This is a genomic window from Catellatospora sp. IY07-71, assembly GCF_018326265.1.
Classification (GTDB): Bacteria; Actinomycetota; Actinomycetes; order Mycobacteriales; family Micromonosporaceae; genus Catellatospora.
In genome coordinates this window covers 4,947,387-4,965,217 of record NZ_AP023360.1, presented here as the reverse complement: position 1 = coordinate 4,965,217, position 17,831 = coordinate 4,947,387, and the positions used below count along the sequence as shown (strand labels likewise).

The 17,831-nt window shown below is 72.8% G+C and carries 17 protein-coding genes; 8 read left to right on the top strand and 9 right to left on the bottom strand.

Annotation, left to right across the window (positions count from 1 at the left end):
• Nucleotides 1-78: 78 nt before the first annotated feature.
• From CS0771_RS22140 to CS0771_RS22130, 3 genes are all read right to left on the bottom strand, one after another.
• Nucleotides 79-1,509 carry a uracil-xanthine permease family protein gene (locus CS0771_RS22140; RefSeq protein ID WP_212842777.1) on the bottom strand — a complete coding sequence of 477 codons (1,431 nt, stop codon included), beginning with the start codon at nucleotides 1,507-1,509 and terminating at the stop codon, nucleotides 79-81.
• Nucleotides 1,510-1,589: 80 nt separating this feature from the next.
• Nucleotides 1,590-2,351, bottom strand: a complete 762-nt coding sequence (locus tag CS0771_RS22135) for an SDR family NAD(P)-dependent oxidoreductase (protein ID WP_244870948.1) — start codon at nucleotides 2,349-2,351, stop codon at nucleotides 1,590-1,592.
• A gap of 206 nt (nucleotides 2,352-2,557) precedes the next feature.
• Nucleotides 2,558-5,182 (bottom strand): discoidin domain-containing protein, encoded by a 2,625-nt coding sequence (locus CS0771_RS22130; RefSeq protein WP_244870947.1) that lies wholly within the window; start codon nucleotides 5,180-5,182, stop codon nucleotides 2,558-2,560.
• A gap of 339 nt (nucleotides 5,183-5,521) precedes the next feature.
• Between CS0771_RS22130 and CS0771_RS22125 the strand changes: the two genes are divergently transcribed.
• From CS0771_RS22125 to CS0771_RS22115, 3 genes are all read left to right on the top strand, one after another.
• Nucleotides 5,522-8,005 carry a DUF4132 domain-containing protein gene (locus tag CS0771_RS22125; RefSeq protein ID WP_212842776.1) on the top strand — a complete coding sequence of 828 codons (2,484 nt, stop codon included), beginning with the start codon at nucleotides 5,522-5,524 and terminating at the stop codon, nucleotides 8,003-8,005.
• Between the two features lie 112 nt (nucleotides 8,006-8,117).
• A complete protein-coding gene (locus CS0771_RS22120) occupies nucleotides 8,118-8,978 on the top strand; it encodes an MEDS domain-containing protein (protein ID WP_212842775.1) in 861 nt (286 codons plus the stop codon).
• A 35-nt stretch (nucleotides 8,979-9,013) separates the two neighbouring features.
• The gene (locus CS0771_RS22115) at nucleotides 9,014-9,400 is read left to right on the top strand and encodes an ATP-binding protein (RefSeq protein WP_244870946.1); all 387 of its coding nucleotides are present in this window, start codon (nucleotides 9,014-9,016) and stop codon (nucleotides 9,398-9,400) included.
• Nucleotides 9,401-9,406: 6 nt separating this feature from the next.
• Here the strand turns inward: CS0771_RS22115 and CS0771_RS22110 are convergent, their stop codons facing one another.
• Nucleotides 9,407-10,057 carry a response regulator transcription factor gene (locus CS0771_RS22110; RefSeq protein ID WP_212842773.1) on the bottom strand — a complete coding sequence of 217 codons (651 nt, stop codon included), beginning with the start codon at nucleotides 10,055-10,057 and terminating at the stop codon, nucleotides 9,407-9,409.
• Nucleotides 10,054-11,268 carry a sensor histidine kinase gene (locus CS0771_RS22105; RefSeq protein WP_212842772.1) on the bottom strand — a complete coding sequence of 405 codons (1,215 nt, stop codon included), beginning with the start codon at nucleotides 11,266-11,268 and terminating at the stop codon, nucleotides 10,054-10,056. Before CS0771_RS22105 ends, CS0771_RS22110 begins: the two co-directional genes overlap by 4 nt.
• 133 nt (nucleotides 11,269-11,401) lie before the next feature.
• Here CS0771_RS22105 and CS0771_RS22100 point away from each other — a divergent pair, with 133 nt between their 5' ends.
• Together CS0771_RS22100 and CS0771_RS22095 are read left to right on the top strand one after the other, a co-directional pair.
• Nucleotides 11,402-12,295 (top strand): ABC transporter ATP-binding protein, encoded by an 894-nt coding sequence (locus tag CS0771_RS22100; protein WP_212842771.1) that lies wholly within the window; start codon nucleotides 11,402-11,404, stop codon nucleotides 12,293-12,295.
• A complete protein-coding gene (locus CS0771_RS22095) occupies nucleotides 12,292-13,077 on the top strand; it encodes an ABC transporter permease (RefSeq protein ID WP_244870945.1) in 786 nt (261 codons plus the stop codon). Before CS0771_RS22100 ends, CS0771_RS22095 begins: the two co-directional genes overlap by 4 nt.
• A gap of 123 nt (nucleotides 13,078-13,200) precedes the next feature.
• Here the strand turns inward: CS0771_RS22095 and CS0771_RS22090 are convergent, their stop codons facing one another.
• Both CS0771_RS22090 and CS0771_RS22085 read right to left on the bottom strand, forming a co-directional pair.
• A complete protein-coding gene (locus tag CS0771_RS22090) occupies nucleotides 13,201-13,662 on the bottom strand; it encodes a hypothetical protein (RefSeq protein WP_212842770.1) in 462 nt (153 codons plus the stop codon).
• An 88-nt stretch (nucleotides 13,663-13,750) separates the two neighbouring features.
• Nucleotides 13,751-14,695, bottom strand: a complete 945-nt coding sequence (locus tag CS0771_RS22085) for a GlxA family transcriptional regulator (protein WP_212842769.1) — start codon at nucleotides 14,693-14,695, stop codon at nucleotides 13,751-13,753.
• A gap of 165 nt (nucleotides 14,696-14,860) precedes the next feature.
• Between CS0771_RS22085 and CS0771_RS22080 the strand changes: the two genes are divergently transcribed.
• The 3 genes from CS0771_RS22080 (at nucleotide 14,861) to CS0771_RS22070 (ending at nucleotide 16,273) form a co-directional block, all read left to right on the top strand.
• Entirely contained in the window at nucleotides 14,861-15,508 is a 648-nt protein-coding gene (locus CS0771_RS22080) for a DJ-1/PfpI family protein (protein WP_212842768.1), read from the top strand.
• 2 nt (nucleotides 15,509-15,510) lie between these two features.
• The gene (locus CS0771_RS22075; RefSeq protein ID WP_212842767.1) at nucleotides 15,511-15,834 is read left to right on the top strand and encodes a hypothetical protein; all 324 of its coding nucleotides are present in this window, start codon (nucleotides 15,511-15,513) and stop codon (nucleotides 15,832-15,834) included.
• Nucleotides 15,835-15,943: 109 nt separating this feature from the next.
• Nucleotides 15,944-16,273 (top strand): hypothetical protein, encoded by a 330-nt coding sequence (locus tag CS0771_RS22070; protein WP_212842766.1) that lies wholly within the window; start codon nucleotides 15,944-15,946, stop codon nucleotides 16,271-16,273.
• Nucleotides 16,274-16,317: 44 nt separating this feature from the next.
• Here CS0771_RS22070 and CS0771_RS22065 read toward each other — a convergent pair whose 3' ends face one another.
• Both CS0771_RS22065 and CS0771_RS22060 read right to left on the bottom strand, forming a co-directional pair.
• The gene (locus CS0771_RS22065; RefSeq protein WP_212842765.1) at nucleotides 16,318-16,983 is read right to left on the bottom strand and encodes a carboxymuconolactone decarboxylase family protein; all 666 of its coding nucleotides are present in this window, start codon (nucleotides 16,981-16,983) and stop codon (nucleotides 16,318-16,320) included.
• 12 nt (nucleotides 16,984-16,995) lie between these two features.
• Nucleotides 16,996-17,814 carry an SDR family oxidoreductase gene (locus CS0771_RS22060; RefSeq protein WP_212842764.1) on the bottom strand — a complete coding sequence of 273 codons (819 nt, stop codon included), beginning with the start codon at nucleotides 17,812-17,814 and terminating at the stop codon, nucleotides 16,996-16,998.
• Between the last annotated feature and the right edge of the window lie 17 nt (nucleotides 17,815-17,831).

Sequence of the window (17,831 nt, the reverse complement as noted above, 5' to 3'; positions counted from 1 at the left end):
ACCTGTGGTCAGACCGCACTTCTCGACACGGCACAGCGATCTTGCCCAGCCGACTGGGCTGGCGCGGCGGGGGCGGGCTCAGGCGTCGGCGATGCCGCGGCGTTCCTCGATCGGCACGGTCCCGAAGCCGGGGCGTTCGAGGCGCTGCTGCTCGCGCAGGTATTCCGGGGCGAGCCAGCGGGCCAGGTGGTAGCCGACGATGGTGACGATGGTGCCCAGCGCGATGCCGCTCAGCTCGAACGTGTCGCTGAACACCAGCGACGTGTTGCCGATGGCGATGATGATGCCCGCGGCCAGCGGCACCAGGTTGATCGGGTTGCCGAAGTCGACCCCGTTCTCCTTCCAGATCTTCGCGCCGAGCAGGCCGATCATGCCGTAGAGCACGACGGTGATGCCGCCGAGCACCCCGCCCGGGGTGGCGGAGATGACCGCGCCGAACTTCGGCGAGAAGCCGAACAGGATCGCCACCACCGCGGCGATGAGGTAAGCGGCCGTGGAGTAGATCCGGGTCGCCGCCATCACCCCGATGTTCTCCGCGTACGTGGTGGTCGGCGAGCCGCCGACCGCGCTGGCCAGCACGGTGGCCACACCGTCGGCGCCGATCGCCTTGCCCATGACCGGGTCCAGGTCGCGGCGCGTCATCTCGGCGACGGCCTTGACGTGCCCGGCGTTCTCCGCGATCAGCGCGACCACGGCGGGCAGCACCAGCAGGATGAACGCGACGTTGAACGAGGGAAGGTGCCAGCCGGCGATCTCGTTGCCGTTCGCGTCGACCGTGGTGTGCGGCGGGAACCCGAGCCAGGGCGCGGCCATGACGCCGGACCAGTCCACCCTGTCGTGCGTGGTCGCCTCGCTGCTGCCGGGCAGCACCGACGTGATCGGGCCGACGACCCGGTCCAGCAGCCAGGACAGCACGTACCCGAAGATGAGCCCCAGGAAGATGGCGATGCGGCCGACGAAACCGCGGGCGGCGACCGCGACCACGATGACGAACAGCATCGTCACCAGCGCCACCCACTGGTCCTGGGGCCAGTACACCGAGGCGACCACGGGCGCGAGGTTGAAGCCGATGAGCATGACGACGGCGCCGGTAACCACGGGCGGCAGCACGGCGTGCAGCACCTTGAACCCGAGCAGGTGGATCAGCAGGCCGACCAGCGCGAGCACCAGGCCGGCGACCAGGATCGCGCCCGTCACGGCGGCGGAGTCGCCGCCCTGGGCACGGATCGCCGCGACGGCGCTGACGAACGACGCCGACGTGCCCAGGTAGCTGGGCACCAGGCCGCGCACGATGAGCAGGAAGCAGATGGTGGCCACGCCGCTGACCATGATGGCCAGCTGCGGGTTGAGCCCCATCACCACCGGGAACACGAACGTGGCCCCGAACATGGCGACCACGTGCTGGGCGCCCAGGCCGAACATGCGCGGCCAGGACAGCCGCTCGTCGGGGGCGACCACCTGCCCCGGCGGCGGGGTGCCGCCGCCGTACACCTCACGCCAACCGAACACCCGCGACCTCACCTTCGGCACACCCTCGGTCTACAGATTGCACCGGTACGCGGCCTGCCGTGCCGGGGCGCGCCGGGCGGTCACGGGATGATCGCGTCCACGTAGCCGCCGTCCACCCGCAGCGCCCCGCCGGTGGTCGCCGAGGCCAGATCGGAGCTGAGGTACGCGACCATGTGCGCGATCTCCTCGGGCTCGATCAGGCGCTGGAGCAGCGAGTACGGCCGATGCTCGCGCATGAACCGGCGCTGCGCCTCGTCCCAGGGCAGCTCGCCGCCCACCAGTTCGGCCACGTAGGTCTCCACGCCCGCGGTGTGCGTCGGCCCGGCCAGCACCGAGTTGACGGTCACCCCGGTCCCGGCCGCCGCCTTGGCATACCCCCTGGTCACCGCGAGCAGCGCGGTCTTCGTCATGCCGTAGTGGACCATCTCGACCGGAGTGACGATCGCCGAGTCGCTGGCGATGGCGGTGACCCGGCCCCAGCCGCGTTCCATCATGCCCGGCAGGTAGAGCCGGATCAGCCGCACCGCGGACAGCACGTTGACCTCGAAGTAGCGGCGCCACTCGTCATCGTCGACCTCCAGCACCGGCCACGCGCCGAAGATGCCCAGGTTGTTGACGAGGATGTCCAGCTCGGGCACGGCCGCGCGCATCGTCTCGGCCCCCTCCGCGACACCCAGGTCGGCGGCGACACCGACCACATCGGCGCCGGGCATCTCGTCGCGCAGCCGCGCGGCGGCCGCTTCGGTGGACTCCGCGCCCCGGCCGTTGACCACGACGTGCGCACCGCTCCGGGCCAGCGCCGCCGCGATCGCGTACCCGATGCCCTGGGTCGACCCCGACACCAGCGCCCGCCGCCCCCGCCAGCTCGATCTTCACCCGGCCATCATCACCACCCCCCGCCGCGCCGGGGTGCAGTTTCAGGGAAACTGCACCAATCTGGTCGGCCGATCCTGCAGTTTCCCCGAAACCGCACCCGCGACGAGGAGGGCCGACCCGGCGGGGCAGCCGGGTCGGCCCGTAGGTGGGGCGGGTTATGGGGTGGGTGGGGTCACGGGTAGTTGGTGACGGTGCTGGGGACCGTCGCCGTGCCCTGGGCGGGGCCGCCCGTGGTGTTGATGACGTTGTCGATCACGCCGTTGCCGCCCAGCGACACCGTCGAGATGCTGTGGAACCGCACGTTCGGGTTGTTCGGCGTCTCGATGCCGCGCGCGGCGTGGATCGTCGGGTCGACGTTGAAGTAGCAGTAGACGCCCAGACCCCACGCCTCGTGGCTGGTGACCGAGTCGGCCACCTTGTACGCGGCGTAGCCTCTGGTCGACCCGTTCATGTACGCGGCCTGGTTCGGCGGGTCGTACGGCAGCTCGTTCTGGAAGAAGATGGTCCGTCCGCCCTGGCCGTTCCAGATCACGTTGTACTTCTGGTAGTGCTCGACGAACAGGCCGGTGGCCAGCACGTTGTTGCCGTTGACGATGACGCCCTGGTCGGCCGTGTTCACGGTCCAGCCGATGCCCGCACCGTGGTCGCCGCGCCACGCCCAGATGTGGTCGATGATCACGTTGTGGCTGTTGACCACGAGGCTCGTGGTCGCCTTGCCCGGGTGGGCGCCGCCGATCCGGAAGAACACGTCCGAGATCGACGTCGGGTTGGCGCTGTGGCTCGCCGACGAGCCCGTCGGGCCGAGCTCCAGCAGGATCGGCGAGTTGACCGTGCCGGCGTCGAACAGCACACCGGCGATCTTCACACCGTCCACGTCGGCGACCCGCATCGCGACCACGCCGTTGTCCGGGATGATCGTGGCGTAGCCCAGGCCCAGCACCACGGTGTCGGCCCGGTTCACGTTGATCGTGCCGTCGATGTGGTAGATGCCCGGCGTGAACAGCAGGTGCAGGCCCTGCGCCAGCGCCTGGTTGATCCGCGCCGCGGTGTCACCCGGCTTGGCGACGTAGAACGACGTCAGCGGCAGCGAGGTGCCCGGAGTGGAGCCGGACGCCCAGCTGATGCCGCGGGCGTTGGTCCGCAGCGACGGCACGAACACCCGGTAGTTGCCGCCCGAGTCCAGGTACAGGTACGGCTTCTCCCGGCTGAGCGGGGTGTTGTTCAGCGTCGTGTAGACCGGGTTCGGGAAGCCGTTGGCCGGAGCGCCGACGACGCCGGAGAACACCATGTTCCACACGCCGTTGACCCAGCTGCCGATCTGGCTGTCCCGGGTGTACCACTGCTGCTGCGAGTACGGGCCGACCGCGCCCGAGACCCGGCTGTCGGCAATGTAACCGCCGGACGCCCAGCCGTAGCCGTTCGGGGCCAGGTTCAGGTCGCCGCTGATGTCCATCCGCCGGAACGGCGCGGCCTGCGAGACGGCCCACCGGGTGAACCCGGCCGACGGGTTGATCGACAGGTTCTCGGCCGAGCGCCAGAAGTTCTGCGTGGCGTTGCCCTGGAACCAGCCGGCGTCGACCGTCACGTCACCGTTGATCCGCACGTCGGTCGGGTTCTGGCCCAGGCCGAGGATCGAGGTGTAGAAGCCGATCTGCGCGTTGAACCCGCTGTAGGTGCCCGGCTTGAACGCCAGCACGTAGCGACCGGAGCCGAACTGGTCCGACTCCATCTGGTTGAAGACCGCGTCCACCTGCGACTGGATGGTCGCGCCCGACATGCTCGGGTCGAAGACCTTCACGTTCGGGCCGAGCGAGCCGCCGCCCTGGATCGGGCCGCCGGGGCTGGTGCTCGGGCTCGGGGTGGGCGAGGTCGGGGTGCCACCGGAACGCACGGCGACCTCCCAGAGCGAGTAGCCCCACCCGGTGGCCCGGGTGGTCATGTAGATCCGGACGTAACGCGCGGAGGCCGCCGCGTTGATCGTCACCGTGCCGCCGGCGCCGGTGGTGGTGCTCCACACCGACGTCCAGGTGGACGCGTTGCTGGACACCTGGATCTGGTAGGCCGTCGCGTAGGCGCCCTCCCAGGTCAGGACGACCTGGCAGATCGCGGTGGTCGCGCCCAGGTCGATCTGGAGCCACTGCGGGTCGGCGAACGCGCTGGACCAGCGGGTGCCGGTGTTGCCGTCCACGGCCGCCGAGGCGGGGGTGCCGGCATTCTCGACCGACGACGCGGTGGCGGGCTTGCCCTGCGCCACGTTCGCGGTGCCGCAGCCGGTGCCGCCGCCGATCTCGCCGTAGACCTGGAACTCCCACAGCGAGTAGCCGTAGCCGGTGGCCCGGGCCGTGCCGTACATGCGCACGTACCGGCCGGAGCCGGTCACGTTCAGCGTCTGCACGCCGCCCGTGCCGGTGGTGGTGCTGTAGACGCTCGTCCAGCTCGTGCCGTTGGCCGAGGTCTGGATCTGGAACGCGGTCGCGTACGCCGCCTCCCAGCGCAGGATCACCTGGCTGAGGGTGGCGGTGTCGCCCAGGTCCACCTGGATCCACTGCGGATCGGCGGCGGCGCTGGACCAGCGGGTGCCGGTGTTGCCGTCGACCGCGGCGGTCGCGGGCGTGCCCGCGTTCTCGACGGACGACGCGGTGACGGGCTTGCCCTGCGACAGCAGGGTCACCGCGGCGTTCGCCTCGGTCGTCGAGATCACGACCGTGTATGCCATGAGCATGACGCCGACGACTGCGAGGACGAGGGCGTACAGGGGTCTGCCGCGGGCCGCGGTCAGACGTAGTACCGGTTGCATCTCTTCTCCCTGCTGAGGAGCTCCGGAACGGGAACACCGGCCCGGGCGAGCGGGACGGTGCTGGACGGTAGAGAGCGCTCTCTGGAAGAGAGAGTTATCGCTTGTTGAAGGCCTGTCAAGAGCGTGTTTCGTCCACGTGACACGGAGCGGTCCGCGAATGGGCGCTGGCCAGCGTATTTGTTGCCGGGGGCAGCATTCCGGGCGCCGAGTTGGCACGAAGCACATCGGACGATCATGGGAGAGCGATTGCCCACGATCGTGTCGGGGACCGACGGTGCGTCCTGTCGTGGCCCTCGTCTAGGGTCCCCGCAGTAACGGAGCGGGCGGACGGGGTGAGGCATGGGCAACCGCGAGCAGCCGGTCGACCGGCTGGTCCTGATGGTGCTGGTGAGCCGCGCGCGGCAGGCGGCGGCCGCCGGTGACCTCGCCACCCTGCGCGCCACGGCGCGGGACATGCTGGCGCAGCTCAACCGCCGCGGCGGCGCCGGCGCGCTGGCCGACGCGGACGAGCGGGAGCTGGACCGCATTTACGACACCGCGTTCCCGCTCACCGACCCGGCGGACCCGGGGGACGTGTTCGACGCGCCGTGGCCCACCACCGTGCGCGAGGAGGCGGCCGAGAAGTTCGCCGACGAGGACACCCCCTTCGGCGTCCACCTGAACGGGCTGGTCGACGCCGCGCTCGACCGCGGCGATCGCAAGCTGCTGCGCGTGCTCGCCGTCACCCCGCTCGGGGACGTGGACAACACGTCGCAGGCGCTGATCGCCGACGCGCTGCAGGCCGCCGGCGAACTCGACGACGAACTCGTCGGCCTGCTCGCCGAGGACCCGTACCTGTGCCGTGACCTGGCCGGGCACCGCAAGCCGATCGTCGCCGCGGCCACCGCCGACCGCTTCCGGCCCGCCTGCGACGAGCGCCTGTGGCAGCTCACCTCGGCGCCCGACGCGGACTGGGACCGGCTGGTCAGCACGGCCGTCCCGCGCGGCCTGCGGTTCGTGCTGCGCGGGCTGGACTTCACGGGCAACTGGCGGGTGGCCCGCCACCTCGGCGCCGCCGAGCTGACCCCGGCCGAGCGCGCCGAACTGATCGAGCAGCTGCGCGAGCAGCCGCGCGAACGGCAGGAGGCGGCGTTCACGATGCGCCTGGCGGCCGGGGACGCGCACGTGCTGCTGCCGCTGCTGGGCCTGGCCGGGGCAGAGCGGCTGCTGCGCCTGATCCAGGCCGGGCAGGCGCCGAGCCGGGTGGTGCGCAACGACCGGGCGGCGATCCTGGCGGCCGCCGCCGAGGTGCGCCCGGCGGACGCCGAGCGGCTGCTGAAGCTCGCGCCCAACGACGTGGTGGCGGCGGCCCTGGGCCTGCGCCGCAAGCCGATCATGACGCGCGTGGAGAAGTGGTCGCCCGTCGGCATCACCGCGTACGGCATGCTGCCGCCCGGCGACGGCGAGACGGTGCTGGACCGCTGGGTCGCGCTGCGCGAGCTGCGCCGCCGGGCCGAGGAGCTGTTCCCCGCCCCGGAGCGGCGCAGGCAGCACGCGATCGCGGTGGACGTCGCGCTCGACCACCTGGCCCAGGTCGGCGGGTATGCCGACGCGGCCGCGCTGGACGCCGCCGGGGAGGCCTACTCGCCCACGCCGGAGGTGCCGGTGGTGAGCGTCGGGGCGTACACCGCAGCGGTCGGTTTCCAGGACGCGGAGGCGGCGATCGTCGCGGTGAAGGGCGGCCGGGCGCTGCGGTCCGTGCCGAAGGCGGTGCGCGACGATCCCGGGTACGCGGCGCTGCGCGAGCGGCAGGAACTGATGCGCGGCGAGGCCGCGCGGCTGTGCGGCAGGCTGCGCCGTCTCGTGGCGACCGGCGAGCCGCTGCCCGCCGTGGAGCTGGCCCGGTTGCGGGCCACGACGGCGGGTGCCGGGTTGCTGCCGCTGCTGGTGTGGCAGGACGTGCATGGGCGGTTCGGGCTGCTGGGCGACGTGGACGTGGCGGGGCCGGTGGTCGCGGCGCATCCGGCGGTGCTGGCCGCCGCGGGCCTGCTGGGGCACTGGCAGGCGGAGGCGGCCCGGCTGCGGCTGTGCCAGCCGGTGCCGCAGCTGTTCCGGGAGTGGTACGCCCCGACGCCGGAGGAGGCCCTGGGGCAGGCCACGCGGTTCACCGGCCGGGTGATCGGCGGCGGCGCGGCGGTACGGGAGCTGGCCTCCCGGGGCTGGCGCCTCGACGACGCGCCGTCGGCCCGTGCGACGAGACGGGCCGGCGCGCACACGATGGTGCTGCACGGCGCGGTGCCGGGCTGCTGGGGCGCCGGTGACATCGGGTTTGTCCGGCTGGAGTTCGCGGACGGGGCCGGTCCGGTGGCGGCCGGCGAGCTGCCTCCGGCGGTGTTCTCCGAGGCGCTACGCGACCTGGAGCGGGCCGCCCGCGCCGGCCGCCGCAGCGTCGGCGATCACCCGCCGGGCCTGGCCCGGTCCCGGGCCGAGCTGCTGACGGCGGTGCTGGGGCGGGGCGGCTCGGACCGGATCGCCCTCGACGGCGACACGGCCGTGGTCAGCGGCTCGCGGGCGACCTATCGCGTGCACCTCGGCACGGAGGCGGTCACGGTGAACGGCGGGCGGCGGCCGCGCGAGCTGCCGTACGGGTTCGGCGAGCAGATGCACCGGGCGCTGTACCGCCCGGTCGCCGACCAGTCCCCGGCAACGACGCGGCTGCTCAGCCGCGTGCTGTGGCTCGCCGAGGACGAGCAGCTCGACCGTTCCGTGCTGGACACGCTGGGGCTCGCAACGTCGGCTACCGCACCCTGTCCTTCCTGCGGGCGGGTGCATGCAGGGCGGTGAGCGCAGCGCCCGCGTCCCCGATCCGCGGAGTAATCGTGCAGGATAGCTTGATTAGGCGAGGTTTCGGCCGGGTAATAGCGGCCTGCCACCCCGCGCCGGAGAAGGGATTTTCATGGCGGATGCGGTCACCGTCGACGAGCTTCACCCAGGTGATCATGCCTGTCTGACGTTCACCGACCCGGATGAGCGGCTCGACCTGGTGGCCGAGTTCGTCGCCGACGGCCTGCACCGGGGGCAGCGCGTCATCTGCTTCACCGACTCGCTGAGCCCGGACGAGCTGGCCGCCGAGCTGGCGATGCGGGAGGTCGCCGCGGTGGCGGCCATCGGCTCCGGCCAGCTCACCCTGTACGCCAGCCACGACGCACCGGCCGTGGAGGGCGGGGCGACCGCCGAGCGCATGGTGGCGCTGATCGCCGCGGAGCGGCACCGGGCGGCCCGGCGGGGCGTGCCGGGGCTGCGGGTGGCCGCCGACATGTGCTGGGCCGGCCGGCCGATGGCGGTGGACCAGCTGCTGACGTTCGAGCGGCAGGCGGCGAGCCTGTTCACCGACGGCCGGCTGACCGCGATCTGCCAGTACGACCGGGAGACGTTCGACGCGGTGACGCTGGCGTTCGCCGCCGACGCCCATCACAAGACCGTCGCGGCGCTCGCCTATTACGACACTCCCCTGCTGCGGATCTGCCGCCAGCACCGGCCGGCGGGTGTGCGCATCGCCGGGGAGATGGACTACACGCACCTGGAGCCGCTCGGGCAGGCGCTCACCGAGGCGCTGCGGCTGGACGACAACATCCACCTCAACCTCACCAGGCTGCGCTTCATCGACGTCACCGCCGCGACGGCCATCGTGCAGAGCGCCCTGGCGCTGCCCGCGCCGCGCCGGATGACCGTCTCCTGTCCACCGCCGGTCGCGGCGGTCCTGGAGGCGGTCGGCGCCGGGCAGGCCACACAGATGTCCTTGCAGAGGCAGCCATGAGCAGCGCCGATCCGGTCCAGGACCCGTCAAGGCCGATGACACAGCCCGGACTGGACATCACGTTCGTCACGGAGGACCTGTACACGCTGCGGGCCTCGGTGGCGGCGCACGCGGCCGAGTTCGGGCTGGCCGATCCGGGGCTGAGCAGGCTGCTGGTGGTCGCCACCGAGCTGGCCACCAACGCGATCCGGCACGGCGGGGGCAGCGGCCGGCTGCGCCTGTGGCGCGCCGACGGCGCCGTGTACTGCGAGGTCAGTGATGAGGGCACGGGCATCGCCGATCCCGGTAACGCGGGCACCCAGCGGGTGCCGCTCAGCGAGCAGGGCGGGCGCGGCCTGTGGGTGGTGCGCCAGTTCACCGACGCGTTCGACATCTCCGGCGGCCCGTCCGGCGCGGTCGTCACCGTGAAGATCTTTATCTGAGGCCGCTCACACCTGACCGGCGTCGTGCGCGAGCAGCGCGATCTGCACCCGGTTGTTGAGTTCGAGTTTGGCCAGCAGCCGCGAGACGTACGCCTTCACCGTGGCCACGCTCATATGCAGCCGGACCCCGATCTCGGCGTTGGACAGGCCCTGCCCGACGGCAACCGCGACCTCGCGCTCCCGTTCGGTCAGCCGGTCCAGCTGCTGCCGCGCCCGGTTCGCCCGGACCGCGCCGGTGCCGTCGGTGACCTGGCTGATCAGGCGGCGTGTCACCGACGGGGACAGGATCGGCTCGCCGGCCGCGACCCTGCGCAGCGCGCGCACCAGCTCCGGGGGCGGGGTGTCCTTCAGCAGGAACCCCGCCGCACCGGCCCGCAGCGCCCGCAGCACGTGCTCGTCGGCGTCGAAGGTGGTCAACACCACCACGTCGGGGGCGCCGGGACGGCGGCGCAGCTGCTCGGTCGCGGCCAGCCCGTCCATGCGCGGCATGCGGATGTCCATCAGCACGATGTCCGGGGCGTGCGCGGCCACCGCCGCGGCGACCTCGGTCCCGTCGGCGGCCTCGGCGACCACCCGCAGGTCGTCGAGCCCGGCGAGCATCATCGTCAGCCCGGCGCGCACCAGCGGATCGTCGTCCACGATCAGCAGCCTGATCATGCGGGCCACGGCTGCCAGGTCCAGAGCCGGAAGTCGCCGCCGCCGGTGCGGCCGTGCTCGATGCGGCCACCCGCCAGCGACACCCGTTCGGCCAGCCCGATCAGTCCGGTGCCGGTGCCGGGGATGCCCGGCGCGCCGCCGAGCGGCGCCCGGCTGAGCACCTCGACGGTGATGCCGTCCTCGGGCCCGCCCTCGACCGCGACCTGCACGGCGGCGCCCGGCGCGTGCTTGCGGGCGTTGGTGAGACCCTCCTGGACCACGCGGTACGCGGTGCGCCCGGCGTGCGCGGGGACCGTCACCGGCTCGGGCAGGCGCTGCGACAACCGCACCCGCATCCCCGCCGCTCGAGACTCCTCGACCAGCGCGGGCAGGTCGGCCAGGGTCGGCTGGGGGCGGTCGGGCTCGGCGTCGGCGTCGGCGGCGCGCAGCACCCCGATGACCTGCCGCAGGTCCTGCAGCGCCTGGTGGGCGCTGTCGCGGATGACCCCGGCGGCGCGGGCGACCTCCTGCGGCGGCGCGTCGGGCCGGAACTCCAGCGCCCCCGCATGCAGGCTGAGCAGCGAGATCCGGTGGGCGAGCACGTCGTGCATCTCGCGGGCGATGCGGGTCCGCTCCCGCTGGCGGGCCTGCGCGACACGCTGCTCCTGCTCGGCCTCGGCCCGCTCGGCCCGCTCCCGCAGCGACTGCACGAGCTGGCGGCGCGCGCCGATGAGCAGCGCCCACCCGGTGAACATGGCGAGGATGGTCAGGGTCCACAGCAACGAGAAGGTGTAGCCGAACTCGCGGTCGGGGTAGATCGCCAGGTACGGCAGCGTGGCGGCCGCCTGCAGCCCGGCGATGAGAAGCACCGTCCGCGGCCTGCACCGGGCGCCGACGGTGAGCAGCATGACCAGGCCCGCGCCCGCCGACAGCGGGGAGAACACGCCGGCCAGCGCGGTCGCGACGGCCAGCCCGACCGGGAGGCGGCGACGCCAGAACAGGGCCAGGCAGAGCACCGCGGCCGTGCCCAGGTCGGCGAAGGCGAGCAGCTCCGGCAGGGGCTGGGGCCGCCACGACACCTCGAGGTCGTACACGACCAGCCCGACGAACACGGCGACGACCACACATCCGGCGTCGACCAGCCGGTCGCGGAACGAGCGGCGGCCGTCGGCGCGCAGCTCGCCCGGCAGCAGCCGGCGCAGCAGGGGGTGGGGGGCATCGCTGCTCGTCATGGTGCGTCCCAGGGTACGGGCGGCCCACGGCGGCGGGTACCGACTTTGGTCTACGGCACACGCCGACCGAAGTCTGCGGCCGTCGCCCGGCGGCCGCAGCGCGGCGGCCCCGCGCCCGTCCACGCTGGTACGCATGATCGAGGTCGCTCATCTCACCAAGCGCTACGGCACACAGCTCGCCGTGGACGACGTCTCCTTCACCTGCGAGCCGGGCACCGTCACCGGCTTCCTGGGCCCGAACGGCGCGGGCAAGTCCACCACCCTGCGCATGATCTGCGGGCTGACGCCGCCGACGGGCGGGCACGCCACCGTCGCCGGACGCCCGTACCGGCGGCTGCCCAACCCCGGGCGGGAGGTCGGCCTGCTGCTGGACGCGTCGGCGCAGCATCCGGGCCGCACCGGCCGGGAGACGCTGGCGCTGGCCGCGCAGCTGCTCGGCGTGCCCGCGTCCCGGGTGGGCGACCTGCTGACCCTGGTCGACCTGCCCGCCTCGGCGGCACGCAAACGTGTCGGGGCGTACTCGTTGGGCATGCGCCAGCGGCTCGGCCTGGCCCAGGCGCTGCTCGGCGAACCGCGGGCGCTGATCCTGGACGAGCCCGCCAACGGGCTGGACCCCGAAGGCATCTTCTGGATGCGCGGCCTGCTGCGCGACTTCGCCGACCGGGGCGGCACCGTGCTGCTCTCCTCCCACCTGCTGCGCGAGGTCGAGGCGGTGGCCGACCGGCTCGTCATGATCGGCAACGGCCGGATCGTGGCCCAGGGCGCCAAGGACGAACTGCTCGCCGGGTCCGGCACGCGGGTGCGCGCGCTGGACCCGGACGCTCTCCACCGGGCACTCGCCGAGGCGGGGCTGACCTGCACCGCGGCCGGTGGAGGGGCGCTGCTGGTCGACGCCGACGCCGAGGCCGTCGGCCGGGCCGCCGCGACCGCCGGGCTCGTGCTGCTGGAGCTGGGCTCGCGCGGCGCGCACGGCCTGGAGGAGATGTTCCTCAGCCTGACCACCACCTCCGAAGGGACCGCCCGATGACCGTCACCGCCCCCGCCCGGCCCGCCGTCGCCGCCGCCGCCGCGACCGCGTACCCCGCCCCGTCACTGTGGCGGCTCACCGTCGTCGAGCTGCGCAAGATGGCCGACACCCGGGCCGGTGCCTGGCTGCTCGCGATCACCGTGCTGCTCGCGGCCGCCGTCGTGGTGGTGGTCACGACCGCCGGGGAGGCCACCGACCTGACGTTCCCGGCGCTGCTCGCGCCGACCCTGCTGCCCGCCGCCGTGCTGCTGCCGGTGCTCGGGGTGCTGTCGGTCACCGGTGAGTGGTCGCACCGCACCACGCTGACCACGTACGCGCTGGTGCCGCGGCGGATGCGCGTCGTGGCGGCGAAGGTGCTGGCCGCGCTGGCGCTCGCGGCGCTCGCGTACGCCGCCTGCCTGGCCGCGACCGCGGCGGCGCTGCCGTTCGCCGACGGCGGGGCGGACCCGTGGCGGATCCCGGCGCAGTTCCTCGGCCGCACCGCGCTGTTCCTGGTGGTCAACGTGCTGCTCGGGGTGGCGTTCGGCCTGGCGCTGATGAACTCGGCGCTCGCCGTGGTGCTCTACTTCGTGCTGCCCATCGGATGGAGCATCCTCGGCGAGCTGGTGACCGCGCTGCACCGCCCGACGGAGTGGCTGGACCTGTCGGTCACCTCCGGCCTGCTGCTGGAGCCGGTGATGACAGGCCGCGACTGGGCCCGGCTGGGCACATCGGCGGCCGTCTGGATCGCGCTGCCGTTCGTGCTCGGCCTGCTGCGCCTGCACCGGCGCGAGGTCAAGTGACCTGCTGACGCTTTCGGGGAAACTGCACGAATCCAGTGCTCGATACGTGCAGCCTCCCCGAAACTGCAGGCGCGCCGCCGAGAGCAGGGGCGGCCGGCTGCGGCCCCTGCTCGTTGCGGCAGCTCAGGAACAGAGGGTGGCGAGCTGCTGCGTCTTGGCGTCCACGGCGGCCGCGAACGCTTCGGCGGCCTTGGCCGCCTCGTCCGGGTCGGTGCTGGACTTCAGGTTCTGCTGGAACGCGGCGGCGTCCGTGCGCACCGACTGGACCAGGTCCTTGACGGCACCGCCGGTCATCTTGGGCAGTGCCTCGTCGAGGACGCCGAGGGCGAGGTCGAGCACCCCGGCGGCCTTGTCGAGGCCTTCGCGGGGGCTGGCCGGCTTCGCCATGCCGATGTTGAGCGAGACACCGGCCATCCGCGTCGAGGCGACCAGCAGAGCGCCCTGCGCCTGCTTGCAGTCGCCGTCGGCGGCGGCAGGCGCGCTCGCGGCGGTGGTGGCCGAAGGCGTCGCGGCCGGGCTGCCCGTCGCGGCGGGTTCGGCGTCGGAGCAGGCGGAAAGGGCGGCTGCGGCGGTCAGTGCAAGCACGACGCCACTGATACGGGTACGGATCACCGCGGCACGCTACCAATCCACGATCAACTCGTGTGTCCCGTGCTCGCAGGCCCGCACGTGCTCAGCGCGGCTTCTGGAACGTGGCGCGGTAGGTCTGCGGGCTGGCGCCGACGATCCGTTTGAACCTGTCCCGGAACGCGGTCGGCGATCCGAAGCCGACCTGCGCCGCGATGCGGTCGACGGGCTGGGTGGTGGCTTCGAGCAGGTGCTGTGCGCGGCGGATGCGGGCGCGCAGCAGCCATTGCAGTGGTGTGGTGCCGGTCTGCTCGCGGAAGCGGCGGTTGAGCGACCGCGTGCTCATCCCGGCGCGCGCGGCGATGGCGTCCAGGCCCAGGTCGGTGGCGCAGTTGTCCTCCAGCCACGCCAGCACCGGCTCCAGCTCGCTGCCGCGCGGGGTGGGCGGCTGGTCGTGCACGATGAACTGCGCCTGGCCGCCCTCGCGTTCCAGCGGCATGACCGACAGGCGCGCGGCGTCGGCGGCGACCGCGGAGCCGTGATCGCGGCGGATCAGGTGCAGGCAGAGGTCCAAGCCCGCGGCCGCGCCCGCCGAGGTGAGCAGCTGCCCGTTGTCGACATAGAGCACGCCGGGGTCGACCTCGATCGCGGGATGGCGTTCGGCGAGCAGCCCGGCCGCGATCCAGTGCGTGGTCGCGCGCCGCCCGTCGAGCAGGCCCGTCGCGGCGAGGATGAACGCGCCCGAGCAGATCGAGGCGATCCGGGTCCCGCGTGCGGCCGCGGCCCGCAGCGCGTCCAGCACCACATCGGGTATGCGATCGAGGGCGGCCGTGCCCGGCAGGATGATCGTGTCAGCGGTGGCGAGGGCGTCCAGCCCCCACGGCGCCTGCAGGATGAACGCGCCCGCATCGACGCTGGAGGTGACCCCGCAGACCCGCACCCGGTACGGTGCGCGCCCGTCGGGCAGCCGCGTACGCGAGAACACCTCGATCGGCGTGGCCAGGTCGAACGGGATGACCTGGTCGAGTGCGAGCACCGCCACGATGTGCATGGCCGGAACTATAGCGCCCACCAGTTTTCCGCCAGACTCGTGACGTGCGGATCCGCCGTCTGCAGCCTGTTGGCGAGAACCCGTTGGAACGTGGCAGTCCAGCCACTTCTCGTGATCATGCCGCCTGACTACCGTCGAGGCGTGTCCAAGGAGGTCTGATTCACGATGCTTGCCCAGTTCGTTCTCTTCGACGGATTCGATCCGCTCGATGTCATCGCCCCCTGCGAGGTCCTCGCCGCCGCCGGTGAGCTCACCGAGCACACCGTCACCGTCGAGCTGGTCAGCGCGGAAGGCCCGCGTGAGGTGCCCAGCGGCCTCGGCCTGCTGACCCTGCGCGCCACCGCCCAGCTCGACCCGCACCGCGCCGACCTCATCGTCGTACCCGGAGCAGCCGGTCAGCTGCCCGGCGACGGTGAACCCGCCGACGACAGCATCCCGGTGCTGCTCGGCCGCACGCTCGACACCCGGCTGCCCGCGCTGCTCGCCCAGGCGCTCGGCCGGGACGGCGTCACCGTCGCCACCGTGTGCGGCGGCTCGATGATCCTGGCCATGGCCGGTCTGCTCGAGAACCGTCCCGCGACCACCCACCACCTGGGCCTGGACCTGCTCGGCGCGACCGGTGCGGTGCCCGTCGACGCCCGTGTGGTCGACGACGGCGACCTGGTCACCGCCGCCGGGGTCACCTCCGGCCTGGACCTGGGGCTGTACCTGCTGGAGCGCGAGTTCGGCCCGCAGACGGCGCTGGCCGTGGAGCGGCTGTTCGCCCACGAGCGGCGCGGCACGGTCTGGCGCCGCCCGGTGGCGGCGGTGTGACCATGACCCACCCCGTCGAAGGCGCATGGGAGCTGTCGATCCACACACCTCTCGGCCGCCAGCACACGATCCTGACCCTGACCCGAGACGCGAACGGGCTGTCCGGCGTCATGCGCGACGTCCGGCACGGCGAGCAAGTCGCACTGACCGGCTTGGAGCAGCAGGGAACAAGGCTTACCTGGGCTCAGTCGATCACCCGGCCGATGCGGCTGAACCTCGCCTTCGAGGTCACCGTCGACGGCGACGAGATGACCGGGCTGGCCAGAGCGGGCCGTCTTCCGGCGTCGAAGGTCACCGGCCGGCGTGGCCCGGATGCACCGGCATGACCTGGCTTCCTTCCGAGCCGCGCCTCGATCGCTGTCACATTCCCGGCTCCTGGCTCGTCATGGGCACGAGAAGCGAGATGCCGCGTAGCGGCTGACCGAGGAGGACGAGATGAGCGTGACGATGGTACGCCAGCAGGTCCGGGCCGACGCCCTCGAGCAGGCCCAGGCGGCAGCGCGGGAGTTGTTCGCGGCGCTGGCACGCGTGCGCCCCGACGGCATCCGGTACGCGTCGACCCGTGTCGCCGACACGGGCACCTTCGTGATCCTGCTGGAGCTGGCGGACGGCAGGGCGGACCCGCGGCAGGAGATCCCGGAGTTCGGGCAGTTCCTGCAGCAGCTGCAGGGTTTCGTGGACGGCCCGCCGGTGATCGAACAGCTCGATGTCGTGGGCTCCTACCGCCTGTTCGCGACCCCGGACGGGGTAGCCGCGGTCAGGTAGGAGCCGGGCGAGGCGGCGCGGGGATCCGCGCCGCCTCGTTCCGCCTAGCGCGGGCCTTGGCCGTCCAGTCCGAGCGCACGGGCGGCGGCCCAGGCCCGGGGCAGCCCGAACTCCGCCACCCCGCGTAGCAGGTCGCGCAGGGTCTCGTCGGTGGCGCCCGCATTCCTGGCGAGCGCCGCGTGCAGCCGCAACGACTCGCCCAGCGTCTGGTACAAGACGTCCACCACCAGGCAGGAGAGGGCGCGCTCCCGGACGCTCAGGTGCGGCCGGGCCCACCGCTGGGCAAGCTGCTCCTCGGTGAACGCCGCCAGCCGGCGGTCGATTCTCGCCAGGTCGCCGACGGTGCGCGCCAGCGCCCCGTCCAGCACCGCCGCGGTGACCGGCTCGGTGTCCCGGGCCGGAGGCAGGCCGAGTTCGCCGAGGCGCTGGAAAGCGGGCACGAGGATCGGGTAGCCGACGTAGGGCGCGAGATGCCGGTACAGCTCCCGGATCGCCTCGGGCTCGACGCCGTGGGACAGCGCCGTCTGCACGTGCATGGCGAGCGGCGTGCCCAGGTGCGGGTGGCAGAGGTCCGCGGTCAGGCAGATGAACGCCTTCTCGCGCACGGTCAGGTGGGGCAGGCCCCACAGATGCCGGCCGACCCCGACGGCGAGCTGGGCGAACACGGGGTCCAGGGCGACGAGCGCGTCGGCTCCGGCGAGCTGGATCATGGTGGGCTCCGTTCAGGACAGGCCGAGTGCCCGCAGGCGGATGGTGTCGAGGGTGTACTGCGGAAGGATCCGGCCGAGGGTGCTCATCAGCCGTGACCTCCTGCCGACCGGATAGCGCGACCGGGGCCTGCGAGCCACCAGCGCGTGCAGGACGGCCCGGGCGACCACGTCGGGGCTGGATCCCGATCGCTCCTCCCGGAGGCTCGCGCTCGTCATCGTGCGGTACGCGGCGCCATAGAGCCGGCGGCCCTCGGGCCCGATCGACTCCAGCCGGGGCGCCACCTCTTCCTCCAGCTTGTCGACGGCGTCGCTGTGGATCGAGCCGGGTTCGATGAGCACCGCGCGAATCCCCCAGGGCCTGACCTCCATGCGCAGGGCGTCGTTGAGCGAGCGGATGGCGTGCTTGGAGGAGCACAGCGGGCCGCCGAACGGCAGGGTGATCCAGCTGCCCACCGAGCCGACGGTGACGACCCGCCCCCGCGAGGCGCGCAGCATCGGCAGCATGGCCTGCGTCACGGCCACCTGGCCGAACACGTTGACCTCGTACTGCCGGCGCAGCGCGTCCAGCGGAACGAACTCCAGCGGCCCGGTGACCCCGATGCCGGCGTTGTTGACCAGGGCGTCGAGCCGGCCCACACGTTCGGCCGCGGCGGCGATCTGTCCCGCATCGGTGACGTCCAGCCTGATCGGAGTGACCGAGCGGCCGAGCGCCGCTCCGTCGGCGTCCTTGCGAACCCCGGCGAAGACGGTGAACCCTTCCCGTGCCAGCAGCAGTGCGGTGGCGCGGCCGATTCCGGTGGACGCACCGGTCACCAGGACGGTTTTCGACATACTGGATCCTTCCGTTC